The 15,456-nt window shown below is 68.5% G+C and carries 16 protein-coding genes; 8 read left to right on the forward strand and 8 right to left on the reverse strand.

The annotated features are described in order from the left end of the window. The first annotated feature begins 24 nt into the window (after window positions 1–24). Together odhB and B3K53_RS13625 are read left to right on the forward strand one after the other, a co-directional pair. The gene (gene odhB / locus B3K53_RS13620; protein WP_292085005.1) at window positions 25–1,512 is read left to right on the forward strand and encodes a 2-oxoglutarate dehydrogenase complex dihydrolipoyllysine-residue succinyltransferase; all 1,488 of its coding nucleotides are present in this window, start codon (window positions 25–27) and stop codon (window positions 1,510–1,512) included. 113 nt (window positions 1,513–1,625) lie between these two features. Further along, a complete protein-coding gene (locus B3K53_RS13625; protein WP_292085007.1) occupies window positions 1,626–2,033 on the forward strand; it encodes a hypothetical protein in 408 nt (135 codons plus the stop codon). A 15-nt stretch (window positions 2,034–2,048) separates the two neighbouring features. Here B3K53_RS13625 and B3K53_RS13630 read toward each other — a convergent pair whose 3' ends face one another. Continuing rightward, window positions 2,049–3,242: a CaiB/BaiF CoA transferase family protein gene (locus B3K53_RS13630; protein ID WP_292085008.1), complete on the reverse strand. Its 1,194-nt coding sequence runs from the start codon at window positions 3,240–3,242 to the stop codon at window positions 2,049–2,051. 164 nt (window positions 3,243–3,406) lie between these two features. Next, entirely contained in the window at window positions 3,407–3,673 is a 267-nt protein-coding gene (locus B3K53_RS13635; protein ID WP_292085009.1) for a DUF6356 family protein, read from the reverse strand. A 155-nt stretch (window positions 3,674–3,828) separates the two neighbouring features. On the opposite strand from B3K53_RS13635, the gene B3K53_RS13640 reads away from it, so the two are divergent. After that, window positions 3,829–5,019: an acyl-CoA dehydrogenase gene (locus B3K53_RS13640; protein ID WP_292085010.1), complete on the forward strand. Its 1,191-nt coding sequence runs from the start codon at window positions 3,829–3,831 to the stop codon at window positions 5,017–5,019. On the opposite strand, the gene B3K53_RS13645 is transcribed toward B3K53_RS13640, so the two are convergent. After that, on the reverse strand, window positions 5,016–5,822 hold the full coding sequence (locus B3K53_RS13645) for a DUF3313 domain-containing protein (RefSeq protein WP_292085011.1): 807 nt from the start codon (window positions 5,820–5,822) through the stop codon (window positions 5,016–5,018). The genes B3K53_RS13640 and B3K53_RS13645 overlap by 4 nt on opposite strands. Window positions 5,823–5,946: 124 nt before the next feature. Here B3K53_RS13645 and B3K53_RS13650 point away from each other — a divergent pair, with 124 nt between their 5' ends. Next, a complete protein-coding gene (locus B3K53_RS13650; protein WP_292085012.1) occupies window positions 5,947–7,290 on the forward strand; it encodes a S1C family serine protease in 1,344 nt (447 codons plus the stop codon). A gap of 272 nt (window positions 7,291–7,562) precedes the next feature. On the opposite strand, the gene fabB is transcribed toward B3K53_RS13650, so the two are convergent. The 3 genes from fabB to B3K53_RS13665 all read right to left on the reverse strand — a co-directional run bounded on the left by fabB (window position 7,563) and on the right by B3K53_RS13665 (window position 10,030). Continuing rightward, window positions 7,563–8,792, reverse strand: coding sequence for a beta-ketoacyl-ACP synthase I (gene fabB, locus B3K53_RS13655; protein WP_292085014.1), 1,230 nt, complete (start codon window positions 8,790–8,792; stop codon window positions 7,563–7,565). A gap of 60 nt (window positions 8,793–8,852) precedes the next feature. Further along, a complete protein-coding gene (fabA, locus tag B3K53_RS13660) occupies window positions 8,853–9,392 on the reverse strand; it encodes a 3-hydroxyacyl-[acyl-carrier-protein] dehydratase FabA (protein ID WP_207824497.1) in 540 nt (179 codons plus the stop codon). Between the two features lie 68 nt (window positions 9,393–9,460). Further along, the gene (locus B3K53_RS13665) at window positions 9,461–10,030 is read right to left on the reverse strand and encodes an SH3 domain-containing protein (protein ID WP_292085015.1); all 570 of its coding nucleotides are present in this window, start codon (window positions 10,028–10,030) and stop codon (window positions 9,461–9,463) included. A 53-nt stretch (window positions 10,031–10,083) separates the two neighbouring features. Here B3K53_RS13665 and B3K53_RS13670 point away from each other — a divergent pair, with 53 nt between their 5' ends. After that, a complete protein-coding gene (locus B3K53_RS13670) occupies window positions 10,084–11,070 on the forward strand; it encodes a 2-hydroxyacid dehydrogenase (protein ID WP_292085016.1) in 987 nt (328 codons plus the stop codon). Here B3K53_RS13670 and B3K53_RS13675 read toward each other — a convergent pair. After that, the gene (locus B3K53_RS13675; RefSeq protein WP_292085018.1) at window positions 11,067–11,840 is read right to left on the reverse strand and encodes a HesA/MoeB/ThiF family protein; all 774 of its coding nucleotides are present in this window, start codon (window positions 11,838–11,840) and stop codon (window positions 11,067–11,069) included. The two genes, B3K53_RS13670 and B3K53_RS13675, sit on opposite strands and share 4 nt — an antisense overlap. 31 nt (window positions 11,841–11,871) lie before the next feature. Beyond that, the gene (locus tag B3K53_RS13680) at window positions 11,872–12,282 is read right to left on the reverse strand and encodes a BLUF domain-containing protein (protein ID WP_292085020.1); all 411 of its coding nucleotides are present in this window, start codon (window positions 12,280–12,282) and stop codon (window positions 11,872–11,874) included. 130 nt (window positions 12,283–12,412) lie between these two features. On the opposite strand from B3K53_RS13680, the gene hslV reads away from it, so the two are divergent. The 3 genes from hslV to hslU all read left to right on the forward strand — a co-directional run bounded on the left by hslV (window position 12,413) and on the right by hslU (window position 15,442). Next, window positions 12,413–12,967 (forward strand): ATP-dependent protease subunit HslV, encoded by a 555-nt coding sequence (hslV, locus tag B3K53_RS13685; protein WP_292085021.1) that lies wholly within the window; start codon window positions 12,413–12,415, stop codon window positions 12,965–12,967. Between the two features lie 242 nt (window positions 12,968–13,209). Then, window positions 13,210–14,040 carry a hypothetical protein gene (locus B3K53_RS13690; RefSeq protein WP_292085023.1) on the forward strand — a complete coding sequence of 277 codons (831 nt, stop codon included), beginning with the start codon at window positions 13,210–13,212 and terminating at the stop codon, window positions 14,038–14,040. A 97-nt stretch (window positions 14,041–14,137) separates the two neighbouring features. Continuing rightward, on the forward strand, window positions 14,138–15,442 hold the full coding sequence (gene hslU, locus B3K53_RS13695; RefSeq protein WP_292085025.1) for an ATP-dependent protease ATPase subunit HslU: 1,305 nt from the start codon (window positions 14,138–14,140) through the stop codon (window positions 15,440–15,442). Window positions 15,443–15,456: the final 14 nt, after the last annotated feature.

Genomic DNA, 15,456 nt, shown 5'->3' on the forward strand with positions numbered 1-15,456 from the left:
CACGAAAAGACACTGGACCGAACCATGGCCGATATCCTCACCCCCGCCCTCGGTGAATCCGTCAGCGAAGCCTCCATCGCCAAGTGGATCAAGAAGGTCGGCGACTCCGTCCGTAAGGACGAAGTCCTGGTCGAGCTGGAAACCGACAAGGTTTCGCTGGAAGTCGTGGCCCCGGCCGACGGCGTCCTGGCGGCGATCAACGCCGCCGAGGGCGACACGGTCGTTCCCGGCACGGTCCTGGGTTCGGTGAGCGAAGGCGCGTCGGCTCCGGCCGCTGCCCCTGCCGCCGCTGCAGCCCCCGCCGCCGCTCCGGCCGCTTCGGGCGGCGCCTCGGTCGAGATCGCCGTCCCGACCATGGGCGAAAGCGTCGCTGAAGGCTCGATCGGAACCTGGCTGAAGAAGTCGGGCGACACCGTCGCCAAGGACGAGCTTCTGGTCGAGATCGAGACGGACAAGGTCGCGGTGGAGGTCTCGGCCCCGGCCGCCGGCGTCCTGACCATCGCCGCCGACAACGGCGCGACCGTGACCCCCGGTCAGGTCATCGGCTCCATCTCGGCCTCGGGCGCCGCTGCGGCCCCGGCGGCTGCGCCTGCCGCCGCTGCTCCGGCCAACAGCGGCTCAGCCCAGGTTCCGGCCTCGGCTCACCTGTCGCCCGCCGTCCAGCGCGTTGTGTCGGAAAACAACCTGAACCCGGCCTCGCTGTCGGCCACGGGTCCGAAGGGCAACATCACCAAGGCTGACGCCATCGCCGCCATCGGCGCCGCCGCTCCGGCTCCGGTCGTCGCTGCTCCGGCCGCGCCGCGCGCCGACCAGCCGCGCGAGGAGCGGGTGAAGATGACGCGCCTGCGTCAGACCATCGCTCGTCGCCTGAAGGAATCCCAGAACACGGCCGCCCAGCTGACCACCTTCAACGAGGTGGACATGACCAACGTCATGGCCCTGCGCGCCCAGTACAAGGAAGTCTTCGAGAAGCGCCACGGCGTGAAGCTGGGCTTCATGTCCTTCTTCACCAAGGCCGTGGTCCAGGCCCTGCACGAAATCCCGGCCGTCAACGCCGAGATCGACGGCACGGACATCATCTACAAGAACCACTACGACATCGGCGTGGCCGTCGGCACCGACAAGGGTCTGGTGGTTCCGGTCCTGCGCGACGCCGACACCCTGAGCCTCGCCGGCATAGAAAAGGGCATCGGCGCCCTGGGCAAGGCCGCCCGTGACGGCGCCCTGACCATGGATCAGATGCAGGGCGGCACCTTCACCATCACCAACGGCGGCACCTATGGCTCGCTGATGTCGACGCCGATCCTGAACGCGCCGCAGTCGGGCATCCTGGGCATGCACAACATCGTGCAGCGCCCGATGGCCATCAACGGCGAGGTCAAGATCCGCCCGATGATGTACCTGGCCCTCAGCTATGATCACCGCATCGTCGACGGCAAGGAAGCCGTGACCTTCCTGGTCCGCATCAAGGAACTGCTGGAAGATCCGGCCCGCGCCCTGCTGGACCTGTAAGGTCTTCGCGAGCAACAACTGACGACGGCGGGACTCGAAAGGGGCCCGCCGTTTTCAATTGGGAGATCCGTGTTAGCTTCGCCGTATGGGCGGACTGAGGGCTTGAGGACAAGATGGATCGACTGGAAGTGGCGCGGTTCACGAACTTGCCCGAAGCGGAGCTGGCGGCAGCTTTTCTGAAGCGACACGGGATCGACGCCCGCGTGCCTGACCGGGACGCCGCGACCAACATGGCGCATTTGCAGGTAGCGTTTGGCGGGCTCCGGGTGACCGCGCCTGACTTTCAGATCGTCCAGGCGCGGGATCTGATCGCCCGCGCCCGGCGCGGCGAGTTCGGCGATCTCGGCGGCGCAGAGTCCGAAGAATGGCGACTGGACGCGACGCCGGGCATGATTGGCGAACTTCGCGAAGACGAGGTCTATGGGGCGATCGGTTCGATGAAAACCGTCGTCCGCTATGTGGCGATCACGATCCTTGGCCTGTGCGGGATCGGCTGGCTGTGGCAGGTCCTGACCTTCTAGGCTCCCGCCGCGAGGTCAGTCGCCTCGAGTGATCGAAGCCAGAACCGCCTCCGTGTCCTGCCCCAGCTTCGGTGGCGGGGCCTCGTACCGGACGGGGGTCTTCGACAGGCGGATGGGCGAGGCGACGGTGCGGATCGGCGTGGCCAGGTCGGGGCGCGACTGTTCAATCGTCAGGCCGCGATGGATCGCTTGCGGCTCCTCGAAGACCTGGTCGATGGTGTTGACCGGGCCGCAGGGCACGCCCGCTGCCTCCAGCGCCGCCATCAGCCCCTTCATGGTGAAACACGCCGTCAGGGTCGACAGGGTCGGCGACAGCTCGGCGCGGTGCTGGACCCGCAGGGCGTTGGTGGAGAAGCGCGGGTCGGCGCCCATGGGCTCGACGCCCAGCGCCTTGGCCAGCGCCCGAAACTGGCCGTCGTTGCCGACGGCGATGACCACCATGCCGTCCGAGCAGGGGAAGGGCTGATAGGGGGCCAGGTTGGGGTGGGCATTGCCCATCCGCGTCGGCGCTGTCCCCGAGACGAACCAGTTGGTCGCCTGATTGGCCAGCATGGCCGCCTGGACGTCGAACAGGGCGACGTCCACGTGCTGACCCTCGCCTGTCGCTCGCGCATGCCACAGGGCGGCCAGGATGGCGTTGGAGGCGTAGAGGCCGGTGAACAGGTCCACGACCGCCACCCCCACCTTCATCGGCTCGGCGCCGGGCGCCCCGTCCGGCTGGCCGGTGATCGACATCAGCCCGCCCATGGCCTGGATCATGTAGTCGTAGCCGGCCCGGTGCGCGTCCGGCCCGTCCTGACCGAAGCCGGTGATCGAGCAATAGACCAGCTTCGGATTGACCGCTGACAGACCAGCGTAGTCGAGGCCGTACTTGGCTAATCCGCCGGTCTTGAAATTCTCGACCACCACGTCGCAGGTGGCGGCCAGTCGACGCACGGCCTCGGCGCCTTCAGAGCTGGCGATGTCCAGTTCGACCGACTTCTTGCCCCGGTTGGCGCACAGGAAATAGGCGGCGTCGCCCTTTGATCCGTCAGTCGCGGTGGTGAAGGGCGGCCCCCAGTGGCGGGTGTCGTCGCCCTCGCCGGGACGCTCGATCTTGATGACCTCGGCGCCGAGGTCGGCCAGGGTCTGCGTCGCCCAGGGGCCGGCCAAAACGCGGGACAGATCGAGGACGCGAACGCCAGCGAGGGGGCCTTGAGCTTGGGTCATCACGTTTCTTACCTCTCCCTCCCCTTCATGGGGAGGGTGGTCGCGAAGCGACCGGGTGGGAGGGCGCGGCGACCGTGCGGTGCGCTTGAAACAGCCCAGCGCCCCCACCCGTCTGACGCTACGAGCCAGCCACCCTCCCCATGCAGGGGAGGAGAATTCCTGTCCTAGAGCCCCACGTCCCAGACCCCGGCGTCGCGCATCCGGCATTCGCGAGCTTCCTCGGCGCGGCCGCCCATGTCGCGGGCCATGCCGCGAATGGCGTCGGACACCGTGCTCTTGTGCACGCCCGGCACGACCGCATGGGTGAAGGCGCAGGCGGCCAGGCGCATCAGCTTGAAGCCGAAACGCGATGAGGCGGCCATGTGCTCCAGATAGGTCTCGCTGACCTCACGCGGGTGATCGCGGAACAGACGTGAAAACGTGCTCGACATGATCCCAGCCTAACGCGGTTCCCCACCTCCCTCTACCCGGCCCCTTCATTATCGCCTAAACCGGCCCTCGGAACAGGGGTCGCATCGTCACGCTCTGATGACCCGCGCGTGACGGCCCAGAGAACCCCGCACACTGAACTGCTCAGGAAACATCCATGGCCGACGGCTCGCACGCTTCGCAACAGACCTTCCGTTGGGACGATCCCTTCGACCTGCGCGGCCGCCTGACGGACGACGAGCGGATGATCCAGGACGCGGCGCGCGCCTATGCCCGCGAGGCCCTGCTGCCGCGCGTGGTCGAGGCCTTCCGCGACGAGGCCTTTGATCGCGCCATCATGACCGAGATGGGCGAGATGGGCTTCCTCGGCGCCATGCTGCCGGAACAATACGGCGGCTCGGAAGCCAGCCACGTGGCCTATGGCCTGATCGCGCGCGAGGTCGAGGCGGTCGACAGCGGCTATCGCTCGGCCATGAGCGTCCAGTCGTCGCTGGCCATGTACCCGATCTACGCCTTCGGTTCGGAAGAACAGAAACTTAAATTCCTTCCTAAAATGGCGGCGGGTGAACTGGTCGGCTGCTTCGGTCTGACCGAGGCCGACGGCGGGTCGGACCCGGCCTCGATGAAGACCAAGGCGGTCAAGGTCGAGGGCGGCTATCGCCTGAACGGCGCCAAATACTGGATCACCAACAGCCCGATCAGCGACCTGGCGATTGTCTGGGCCAAGCTCGACGACAAGATCCGCGGCTTCATCGTCGAGCGCGACTTCGACGGCTTCACCACGGACAAGATCGGCGACAAGCTCAGCTTGCGCGCCTCGATCACCGGGGACATCGGCCTGAACGACGTCTTCGTGCCGGAAGCTAACATCCTGCCGGGCGTGCAGGGCCTGCGCGGTCCGTTCAGTTGCCTGAACAAGGCGCGCTTCGGCATCGCCTGGGGGGCCATGGGCGCCGCCGAGTTCTGCTTCCACGCCAGCCGCGACTATGTGGCTGAGCGCATGCTGTTCGGCCGCCCCCTGTCGTCGCGCCAGCTGGTGCAGAAGAAGCTGGCCGACATGCAGACCGAGATCTTCCTCGGCTTCGAGGGCGCCTATGCCCTGGGTCGTCTGCTGGATACCGGCGCCTGGGTGCCGGAGGCCATCAGCCTGATGAAGCGCAACAACTGCGGCAAGGCCCTGGCCGTGGCCCGTGAAGCCCGCGACATGCACGGCGGCGCCGGCATCACGGGCGAACTGCACGTCATGCGCCACGCCATGAACCTGGAAACCGTCAACACCTATGAAGGCGCCCACGACGTCCATGCCCTCATCCTGGGCCGGGCCATCACGGGCGAAAGCGCCTTCTAGGGGCGGTCGGCGTCGGCCGGCGCCGTTTCTTCCTGTCTCCTGCCCCCGCTGACCTCGGGTTGATACAGGCCCGTGACGGCGCGCACGACGAAGCCCTCGGGCCGGACGCGCGGGCCGAAGCGTGAGCAGGGGTCGGGCTGGGCGATTGGGCGCGGCTTGCGGTCGGCGGGGGCGAAGGCGTCGCCGACCATGTCGCCAAAGACCTCGGCCAACTGATGAGCGTCGCCGACGCGCGACAGGGACGGGTCGTCCGTGCCGACGACGGTGGCGTTGCGGGCCCAGACGATGGCCGCGACCTGACGGCCATCGGGGTCCAGCAGCTCGGCTTCGGCGGCCAGGCCGCCGGTGGTGCCCGGCGCCCGCAGTCCGATCGGGCCGGGGATGAAGTAGCTGGCGACGGCCGAGGCGGCCGATCCCGCCTGACCGGTGGGGCTGATGCGCGTCGCGGCCAGACGAACCCTGGCGGCATCCGGCGCAGGGGCGTCCAGGACCGTGAAGCGTTCGCTCAATTCATAGCAGACCTGACGATCCATCTCGCCCAGCACCAGGCTCCAGTCTTCGGCGCGCAGGGCCGGGGCCGCGTCCGACGTCAGCACGGCGCGTTCGATATGAACCTTTTCCACGGCGCGGGCGGCCTGCTCGTCCCGCCGCTGTCGCACAGAGGCGCGCACCGTGTCCGAGCGGGCTGCAAGTCCTTCATAGCTGGAGAGGAAACCGGATGTCGGCTCCGGGGCGGTGGCGCAAGCGGCGGTGCACAGGGCCAGGCAGGCTGTCGAGACCGCGCTTGGGAACGTTCTGCTCATAGGATCCCTCCATCGTCGAGAACCGACGATTTTTCTGAGTACGCTCCAGCATCGGCTTTGGTTCATAGGCGGTCGTCACGACCGACTTCCCGCGCTAGGCTGTGGGTCTGCGAAGGGACCGACCATGATGCGACACACCCTGCTGGCCTCGACCGGCGCCGCCTTTGTCCTGACCCTGAGCGCTGCGCCGGTTGCGGCGACGGCGGCTCCGGCGGCTGCCTCGGCCCAGACGCCTGCGGTCCAGGGTTTGCCTTATGATGCGCGGCGCGGGGTTTTCACCTTCGCCTCGGGCCTCGACGCCTCCTTGCCTGCCGTGGTCCAGGTGACCACCCTGGGCCAGTCGCGCGGCCCGCGTTCGGAAGGCGATCCCAAGCCCTCGCAGGGCGGATCGGGCGTTATCATCGACGCCGCGAACGGCATCATCGTCACCAACCACCACGTCATCGAGAACGGCCAGAAGTTCACCGTCGACATGATCGACGGCCGCCTGTTCGACGCGACCCTGATCGGGGCGGACAAGGCCACCGACATCGCCGTGCTGAAGATCGAGGCGTCGGGCCTGTCGCAGGTCCAGACGGTCGATTCCGACACCCTGCGCACCGGCGACCTGGCCTTCGCCGTCGGCTATCCTTTGGGCCTCGACCAGACCCTGACCATGGGGGTCATTTCGGGCCTGAATCGCTCAGGCATGGGCGACGCCATCGAGGACTATATCCAGACCGACGCGGCGGTGAACTCGGGCAATTCGGGCGGGCCGCTGCTGGACAGCCGGGGGCGGCTGATCGGCATCAACACGGCCATCCTGTCCGGCGGCATGGGCGGCGGCAACGACGGCATCGCCTTCGCCGTGCCGACCCGCATCATGATGTTCGTGGTCGACCAGTTGCGCGCCACCGGCGAGGTCAAGCGCGGCCAGATCGGCGTGGCCCTGGGCTCGCTGACGGCCGAACGGGCGCGCGAGATGGGCCTGAACATTGTGCGCGGGGCTGTGGTCTATGACGCGGCGCCCGGCTCGGCGGCAGAGCAGGCGGGCCTGCGTCCCGGCGACGTCATCACGCGTCTGCAGAACCGTCCCGTGGCCAACGCGGGTTCGGTCCAGGCCACCGTCGGCATCGCCCGGCCCGGCGCGACCCTGCCGGTGGTCTATCTACGGGACGGGCGCGAGGCCACGGCGAGCCTGACGGTGCAGTCCGCTGACCTGCCCGCCGTGCGCCTTGGGCGCAGCGCGGCGATGGCGCGCGGCCTGACTTTCCGCAATTCGGGAGAGGGCGCAGGGGCGCAGGTCACCGTGGTCGAGGGCGGTTCGGTCGCAGCAGCGGCGGGGGTTCAGGCGGGCGACGTGGTGGTCGAGGTCGGCGGCGCGCGCGTGGCCGACATGGCCGCCCTGGCAGGGGCTCTGCAAGACGGCGCGGTCGAGCTGACGGTGATGCGCGACGGCGAGCGGACAACGATCAGCCTGCCCGGCTGATCCGTCTCACTGAGGTCCAGACAGCAAAACGCCCGCGTCGCCAGGAGGGGGAGGAGGGCGGTCGCGGGCGTCTCTGCTTGGAGGAAGCATCGGCCCGTCGAAGCCCTTTAGCGGAAAAATCCTGGGGGGCTGGGGGGGCTGTTCAGGATCCGGGACTTTTCCGAACTCCGACAGGCCGATGGTGCCTTTTTGAACGTCCATCCGGGCGGACGAAGGGCCGAATGGCGTTATTTTCGTGTCCGAGGCGACAATTTTCGCCGGTTGGACGGTTTCTAGACCTTGGACAGGATCAGGGTGCCGTTGGTGCCGCCGAAGCCGAAGCTGTTGGACATGACGTGCTTCAGTTCGCCGTCGTGGCGTTCGCGCAGGATCGGCATGCCCTCGAACTCGGGGTCCAGGTTTTCGATGTGGGCGCTTTCGGCGGCGAAGCCGTGCTTCATCATCAGCAGGCAGTAGATGGCTTCCTGCGCGCCCGCCGCGCCGAGCGAGTGGCCCGTCAGCGACTTGGTCGAGGAGATCATCGGCAGGTCGTCGCCGAAGACGTTGCGCACCGCGCCCATCTCCTTGGCGTCGCCGACCGGCGTCGAGGTGCCGTGCGGGTTCAGGTAGTCGATCTTCGGATCGCCCGCCATCTTCAGGGCCAGCTTCATGCAGCGCTCGGCGCCCTCGCCCGAGGGGGCGACCATGTCGTAGCCGTCCGAGTTGGCGGCGTAGCCGGTGACTTCAGCGTAGATGGTCGCGCCGCGCGCCACGGCGCGTTCGTATTCCTCAAGCACCACGATGCCGGCGCCGCCGGCGATGACGAAGCCGTCGCGGTCCTTGTCATAGGCGCGCGAGGCGACCGAGGGCGTCTCGTTGAAGTTGGAGGACATGGCGCCCATGGCGTCGAACATGTTCGACATGGACCAGTCGATGTCTTCGCAGCCGCCCGCGAAGACCACGTCCTGCTTGCCCCACGCGATCTGCTCGGCGGCGGCGCCGATGCAGTGAGCCGAGGTCGCGCAGGCCGAGGAGATCGAATAGTTGATTCCCTTGAGTTCGAACCAGGTGGCCAGGACGGCCGATGGGCCGCTGGCCATGGCCTTGGGCACGGCGAAGGGGCCGACGCGCTTGGGCGAGCCCTTTTCGACGGTCGTCTGGGCCGCCTGCAGGATGACCTGGGTCGAGGGGCCGCCTTCGCCGACGATCAGGCCGATCCGCTCGTCCTTGATTTCGTCGGCGCTCAGACCGCTGTCCTTCAGGGCCTCTTCAAAGGCGATATGGGCCCAGGCCGTGCCGTTGGCCAGGAAGCGGGCGGCGCGGCGGTCCACCAGGGGCGCCCAGTCCTCGGCGGTGACGCCCAGGGCCGGCGGCGCCCAGACCTGCGAGCGGAAACCGTACTTGGCGTGGTCGGCGGCGTGCTGGACGCCCGACTTGGCTTCGCGCAGGGAGGCCGCGACCTCGTCCTGGCCGGTGCCGATGGAGGAGACGATGCCCAATCCGGTGACGACGACACGCCGCATGGTGTTTCCTAACATTCAGTCTTCAGGCGCCGCGTTGACCGCGGTCTGCATCAAATGGGGTCAGGCGTCCGTCGACGCCACCGTGGCCGCGCCGCCGAACAGGCCGACGCGCATGTCGGCGCAGGTGTAGATGACCTCGCCGTCGGCCTCGAGCACGCCGTCGGCGATGCCCATGACCAGCTTGCGGTTGATGACGCGCTTCAGGTGGACCTTATAGACCACCTTCTTGACGTCCGGGGTCACCTGGCCGGTGAACTTGACCTCGCCGACCCCCAGGGCGCGGCCCTTGCCGGGGCCGCCGATCCAGCCGAGATAGAAGCCGACCAGCTGCCACATGGCGTCCAGGCCGAGGCAGCCGGGCATGACCGGGTCGCCGATGAAGTGGCACTGGAAGAACCAGAGGTCCGGGTTGATGTCGAGTTCAGCCTCGACATAGCCCTTGCCGTAGTCGCCGCCGTCGGCGGTGATGGTCTTGATGCGGTCGAACATCAGCATCGGCGGGGCCGGCAGCTGGGCGTTGCCCGGACCGAACAGCTCGCCACGGCCTGAGGCCAGCAGGCCTTCATGATCGAACGACGACGGATATTGGGACTGGCTCAAGGATGACGCTCCGGAAGTGTTGCGGGCGGGTTACACGACCCTGCGCGCCCGCTCAACTGTTGTGAAGTCTAGCTGCGACCGGCGCCGGCGGGCCGGGCGGCGTTGCACAGGGCGCGTTCCTGGGTTCCGAAGACCGCCCGTTCGGGCACCCAGCCCCGGATCTTGCGCACGCGCACCCGGCACCAGCCGTCTTCGCATTCGTCCAGGGAGACGATGGAGCGCGGCGACAGGCGGGCCCGCACCGACGAGGTGGCGGATCGGCCCGAGTGGATCATGATCTCTTCGGCCGAGCGGTTGAAGACGCTGCGACGGCCCGAGGCGACGGTGCGGTGGATCCACGCAACCGAACCGTCCGGATCGCAGATCTTGCGCCACTCCTTGGTCTCGGCGATCACCTGCACGGGCAGGCCCGCAGCGCGATATTCCCACAGGATCTGGTAATCGAGGCCCGGCCCCTGACGGGCGCGGACCTGAGAGGATTTCAGCGTGACCCAGCGCGGCACTTCCAGACCTGTCGGGGTCGGCCGGCCGTCAGGCATGCGGGCGCTGGCGCCCGCGAAGACGCCCGATCCGAGGACGGCGGCGATGACGGCGATACGCCGGAAACTTTTGAACCTGACCACAGCTTTGCTAGACACCGGATCGACACGTCCCGTTCGGGCGTTACCGCCCGTCGAAACCCAGGCTTCCTATGTCCGCTCGCAAGCTTAAGGTCGTATTAACCAGACGCCTGCCCGATACGGTGGAAACGCGCCTGCGCGAGCTGTTCGACGCCGAACTGAACCTGACCGACCGTCCGATGTCGCGCGACGACCTGGCCGCCGCCCTGCAGCGCGCCGAGGTCCTGATCCCGACCATCACCGACCATCTGGACGCCGAGCTGATCGCGGGGGCTGGCGAGCAGTTGAAGATGATCGCCAACTTCGGCGCGGGCGTGGACCATATCGACATCGACGCCGCCGTGGGCCGCGGAATCATCGTCACCAACACCCCTGGCGTCCTGACCGAGGACACCGCCGACCTGACCATGAGCCTGATCATGGCCGTCAGCCGCCGCATCGTCGAAGGCGCCAATGTCGTCGCGGCGGGCCAGTTCCAGGGCTGGAGCCCGACCTGGATGTGCGGCCGCAAGCTGTGGGGCAAGCGCCTGGGCATCGTCGGCATGGGCCGCATCGGCCAGGCCCTGGCGCGCCGGGCCAAGGCTTTCGGCATGCAGGTCCACTATCACAACCGCAAACCCGTCTCGGACATGATCGCCGAGGAACTGGGCGCGACCTGGTGGGATGATCTGGATCAGATGCTGGCGCGGATGGACGTCATCTCGCTGAACTGTCCGGCCACCAAAGACACCCGCTACATCCTGTCTGCCGAGCGCATCGCGCGGCTGCAGCCCCACGCCATTCTGGTCAACACCGCGCGCGGCGAACTGATCGACGAGGCGGCGCTGGTCGAGGCTCTGGATCGTCGCGCCCTGTTCGGCGTGGGTCTGGACGTGTTCGAGCACGAACCGGCGGTGCATCCGGGCCTGATGGGCCGCGCCAACGTGGTCCTGCTGCCCCATCTCGGGTCGGCCACGATCGAGGCGCGTCAGGACATGGGGGACCGCGTCATCGCCAACATCATGACCTATCAGAACGGCCACCGGCCGCCCGACCGGGTCATCCCGGCCATGCTCTAGGCGTGGGCTGATCCGCAGACCGGGCAGGCCGGGTCGGCGGCGATCTTCACCACCCGGCTGCTTCCGCCCAGGCCGTCGTAGAGCATCAGGCGACCGGTCAGAGGGGCGCCCGCGCCTGTGATCAGCTTGATCGCCTCCAGGGCCGTCATGGCGCCGATGACGCCGGCAAGGGCGCCGACCACGCCGACCCGGGCGCAGGTCTCGGCGTCGGGCGGGGTTTCGGGCACCAGGCATTGATAGCAGGGCTCGCCGGTGAAGACGCTGACCTGACCGTTCCAGCGCCCCAGAGCGCCTGAAACCAAAGGCGTTCCCGTCGCCACGCAGGCGGCGTTGACGGCGAAGCGGGTGTCGAAATCATCCGTGCCGTCCAGCACCAGATCGAAGCGCTCGATGATGTCGCGGGCGTTGTCGGGCGTCAGCCGCTCGATGAAGGGCTCCACGGCGACATGCGGATTGAGGGCGGCCAGATGCGCGGCGCCCGCCTCGACCTTGGGACGTCCGGCGTCGGCGGTGGCGAAGATGATCTGCCGCTGCAGGTTGGACAGGGCGACCGCGTCATGGTCGATCAGACCCAGGGTCCCGACCCCGGCGGCGGCCAGGTAGAGGGCGGCGGGCGCCCCGACCCCGCCCAGGCCGACGATCAGCATCCGCGCGCGCTTCAGGGCCTGCTGGCCGGGGCCGCCGATCTCGGACAGCACCAGCTGACGCGCGTAACGGTCGACTTCCTCGTCGGAAAAACGGACAGGGGCGGGGGCGGCAGGCTGGATCACGCGCCCTGTCTAGCGCAGTCGCGGCGGCCCGTCAGGCCGGAACAGTCAGGGCCTGCGTCGCCGTGCTCAGCAAGGTTTCGGCGCGATCAGGGCTCAACTGGTCCAACCCGGCGCCGTTCAGCACGCGCGCGGCGGCGGGCGTCATCTGGGCCAGGGTCATCGGCCACTCGGGAAAGAGGCGGCCGGCGACGTCCTGGTCGGACAGCAGGCGGATGTTCTGGTGACGGGGATCGGCGCGCAGTCGGTCCATCAGCCGATCCACGTCGGCGCGGCGCCCCTCGATGGCCTGCATGAAGCGGCCGCCGTGGCGCATCAGAGCCCCGGTCAGGCCGTCGCGACGATTGTTGCGTTCCGAGGCGCCGAGGATTTCGGCGAGAACCAGCAGGCTGGTCGCAGCCTCGCCGACGGCGTCGCTGACATAGATGGCGCGGTGCAGAGGCAAGGCGGGTACTCGAACGCTAGGCGAGGCGACTGGGGAAGGCTCCCCTGTCATGGCAGGGTTAACAAAACGGAAGTCCCTGCGGCGCGGCGGCGTCTTGCGAGCGCGATCTTTCCTCGCCATCTGAGCGACCATGACCCAGACCTCGAGCTTTCCCGACTGGCACGGCACCACCATTCTGGCGGTGCGCAAGAACGGCCGCACCGTCATCGCCGGCGACGGCCAGGTCTCTATGGGGCCGACCATCGTCAAGGGCGCGGCGCGCAAGGTGCGCACCCTGGCGGGCGGCAAGGTGCTGGCCGGTTTCGCCGGAGCCACGGCCGATGCCCTGACCCTGATCGAGCGGCTGGAGGCCAAGCTGGAGCAATACCCCGACCAGTTGGCCCGCGCCTGCGTCGAACTGGCCAAGGACTGGCGCACCGACCGCTATCTGCGTCGGCTGGAGGCCATGCTGCTGGTCGCCGACAAGGACACCATTCTGACGGTCACCGGCGTAGGCGACGTGCTGGAGCCGGAGTACGGCGTGGCCGCCGTCGGATCGGGCGGCAACTACGCCCTGGCCGCCGCCCGCGCCCTGATCGACGAAAGCAGCGAACAGGATGCCGAGCAGATCGCCCGCAAGGCCATGAAGATCGCCGCCGAAATCTGCGTCTACACCAACGGCAATCTGACCATCGAGAGTCTTTAAGGGCGCTACGCTCGCCGCGCGGCGGCTCGCTGCTTGAGCGGTCGTAGGGCGCTATCGCCCGGCTCGCGGAGCCGCGCTGCTTGAGCAGCTTATAGGGCGCTAACGCACGCGACGCGGTCGCGCGCTTCTTGAGCGCGTCCCCGCTGGGTTTCAGGCGGTTGGTCGCCTGAGCGTCGGCTTTCAGCGAATTAACGCGACAGGACGCGCTTCCGGGCGATCAATGGTCGGCGGAGGTAATCGCCATGCCGCTCACCGCCCTGATGGTCGCCGCCGCCTTGCTCGCCATGGACAGGCCGTCGTGTCCCGCGTCTTCGCCCGCGCCGGTGGTGGCCGCCGAGCGGGCCTTCGCCGCCGATGCGCCCGGCCTGGGCGTCGGCGGCAGCTTCAACAAATGGGCCCTGCCCGACGCCGTGGTCATCGCCGAGGGACGCGCCCAGACGGTGCGCGAGGTCTACTCACCCGATGCAGCGCGTCCAGTTGATGAGCCGCGTCTGGAATGGTGGCCGAACTGGGCGGGTCTCGCCCGGTCGGGCGACCTGGGCTTCACCACCGGCGGGGTGGCGGTCAACGGCGCGCGCACGGGGCACTACTTCACCCTCTGGGCCTGCCAGCCGGACGGCCGATGGCGCTGGGTCTATGACGGCGGTTCCGGCGCCACGGCGGCCGAGGTTCCCGGCCCTGACAGCGAGCCGGACCTGATGGCGACGGGCGAGGGCGTCTCCGCCTCGCCCGAGGCGGCGATGAGCGAGGTGCGGGGCGCCGAGGCGAAGCTGGCCGGGGCCGCGCGCACGGATCAGAAGGCGGCCCATCTGGCGGTGCTGGCCGAGGACGGGCGGCTCTATGTCGCGCCGCGCCCGCCGGCCATCGGTCGGGCGGCCATGGCGGCGGCGCTGGACGGCTGGCCCTCCAGCTTCGATTTCGGCCCGACCGAGGGCGGCGGCGCCTCGCGCGCGGGCGACCTGGCCTGGACCTGGCCTGGACCTGGGGCTCGGCGCGCTGGACGCGGGACGAGGCCGAGCGGCGCGGCCACTATGTGCGGCTCTGGCGCAAGGGGACGGACGGATGGGCCCTGATGTTCGCCCAGCTGATCCCGGCCCCGCCCGTTTCCGCCGCGCCTGTCGTCGCCCCCCCCCCCTCCCGCCGGCGGCTGAGACCCCCTATCTGGCGATCATGACCGACCTATCCCCCCGTGAAATCGTCTCCGAACTGGATCGCTTCATCGTCGGCCAGGACGACGCCAAGCGCGCCGTGGCCGTGGCCCTGAGGAACCGCTGGCGCCGCAAGCGCGTGCCCGAGGATCTGCGCGACGAAGTCACGCCCAAGAACATCCTGATGATCGGCCCCACGGGCGTGGGCAAGACCGAGATCGCCCGCCGCCTGGCCAGGCTGGCCGGTTCGCCCTTCCTCAAGGTCGAGGCGACCAAGTTCACCGAGGTCGGCTATGTTGGTCGCGACGTGGATCAGATCATGCGCGATCTGGTCGAGAGCGCCCTGGTCATGGTGCGCGAGAAGCGCCGGGCGGGCGTGAAGGCCCGCGCCGAGGGGCAGGCCGAGGAGCGCATTCTGGACGCCCTGGTGGGGCCGGGCTCGCAGCCCGCCACCCGCGACGCCTTCCGCAAGAAGCTGCGCGCGGGCGAACTGGACGACAAGGAGATCGAGATCGCCCTGGCCGACACGACCTCGCCGCTGCAGGGCCTGGACATGCCGGGCGGCGGCGGCAACGTCGGCCTGCTGAACCTGTCGGACCTGCTGGGCAAGATGGGCGGCGGCCGCACCAAGACGGTCAAGCTGACTGTGGCCGAAGCTGTTCCCCCGCTCGTCACCGAGGAAAGCGACAAGCTGCTGGATCAGGAAAGCCTGACCAAGGAGGCCCTGCTGCTGGCCGAAAACGAGGGCATCGTCTTCCTCGACGAGATCGACAAGGTGGCGGCGCGACAGGGGGCGTCCGGGGCCGATGTTTCACGCGAAGGCGTGCAGCGCGATCTTCTCCCCCTCATCGAGGGCACGACGGTGTCGACCAAGTACGGGCCGGTGAAGACCGACCATGTCCTGTTCATCGCCTCGGGCGCCTTCCATGTGGCCAAGCCCTCGGACCTGCTGCCCGAATTGCAGGGCCGCCTGCCGATCCGGGTTGAGCTGAAGGCCCTGACCCGCGACGACTTCAAGCGCATCCTGACCGAGCCCGAGGCCAATCTGATCCGTCAGAACCAGGCCCTGCTGGAGACCGAAGGCGTGACCCTGGTCTTCACCGATGATGCGGTCGAGGCCATGGCCGACGCCGCCGTGGCGGCCAACTCCACCGTCGAGAACATCGGCGCGCGCCGGCTTCAGACCGTGCTGGAGCGGGTGCTGGAAGAGACCAGCTTCAAGGCCTCGGACCTGTCGGGCCAGACCCTGACCTTCGACGGCGACAAGGTGCGCGAAAAGGTCGGCGATCTGGCCAGGAACATCGACCTGAGCCGGTTCATCCTGTGATGGCTTGAGCCTTT

The sequence above is a fragment of the Brevundimonas sp. UBA7506 genome (genome assembly GCF_002479495.1).
GTDB lineage: Bacteria > Pseudomonadota > Alphaproteobacteria > Caulobacterales > Caulobacteraceae > Brevundimonas.

Coding starts and splice junctions, on each gene's coding strand:
- odhB (WP_292085005.1), top strand. CDS start 25: ATGGCCGATATCCTCACCCCCGCCCTCGGTGAATCCGTCAGCGAAGCC.
- B3K53_RS13625 (WP_292085007.1), top strand. CDS start 1,626: ATGGATCGACTGGAAGTGGCGCGGTTCACGAACTTGCCCGAAGCGGAG.
- B3K53_RS13630 (WP_292085008.1), bottom strand. CDS start 3,242: ATGACCCAAGCTCAAGGCCCCCTCGCTGGCGTTCGCGTCCTCGATCTG.
- B3K53_RS13635 (WP_292085009.1), bottom strand. CDS start 3,673: ATGTCGAGCACGTTTTCACGTCTGTTCCGCGATCACCCGCGTGAGGTC.
- B3K53_RS13640 (WP_292085010.1), top strand. CDS start 3,829: ATGGCCGACGGCTCGCACGCTTCGCAACAGACCTTCCGTTGGGACGAT.
- B3K53_RS13645 (WP_292085011.1), bottom strand. CDS start 5,822: ATGAGCAGAACGTTCCCAAGCGCGGTCTCGACAGCCTGCCTGGCCCTG.
- B3K53_RS13650 (WP_292085012.1), top strand. CDS start 5,947: ATGATGCGACACACCCTGCTGGCCTCGACCGGCGCCGCCTTTGTCCTG.
- fabB (WP_292085014.1), bottom strand. CDS start 8,792: ATGCGGCGTGTCGTCGTCACCGGATTGGGCATCGTCTCCTCCATCGGC.
- B3K53_RS13670 (WP_292085016.1), top strand. CDS start 10,084: ATGTCCGCTCGCAAGCTTAAGGTCGTATTAACCAGACGCCTGCCCGAT.
- hslV (WP_292085021.1), top strand. CDS start 12,413: ATGACCCAGACCTCGAGCTTTCCCGACTGGCACGGCACCACCATTCTG.
- B3K53_RS13690 (WP_292085023.1), top strand. CDS start 13,210: ATGCCGCTCACCGCCCTGATGGTCGCCGCCGCCTTGCTCGCCATGGAC.
- hslU (WP_292085025.1), top strand. CDS start 14,138: ATGACCGACCTATCCCCCCGTGAAATCGTCTCCGAACTGGATCGCTTC.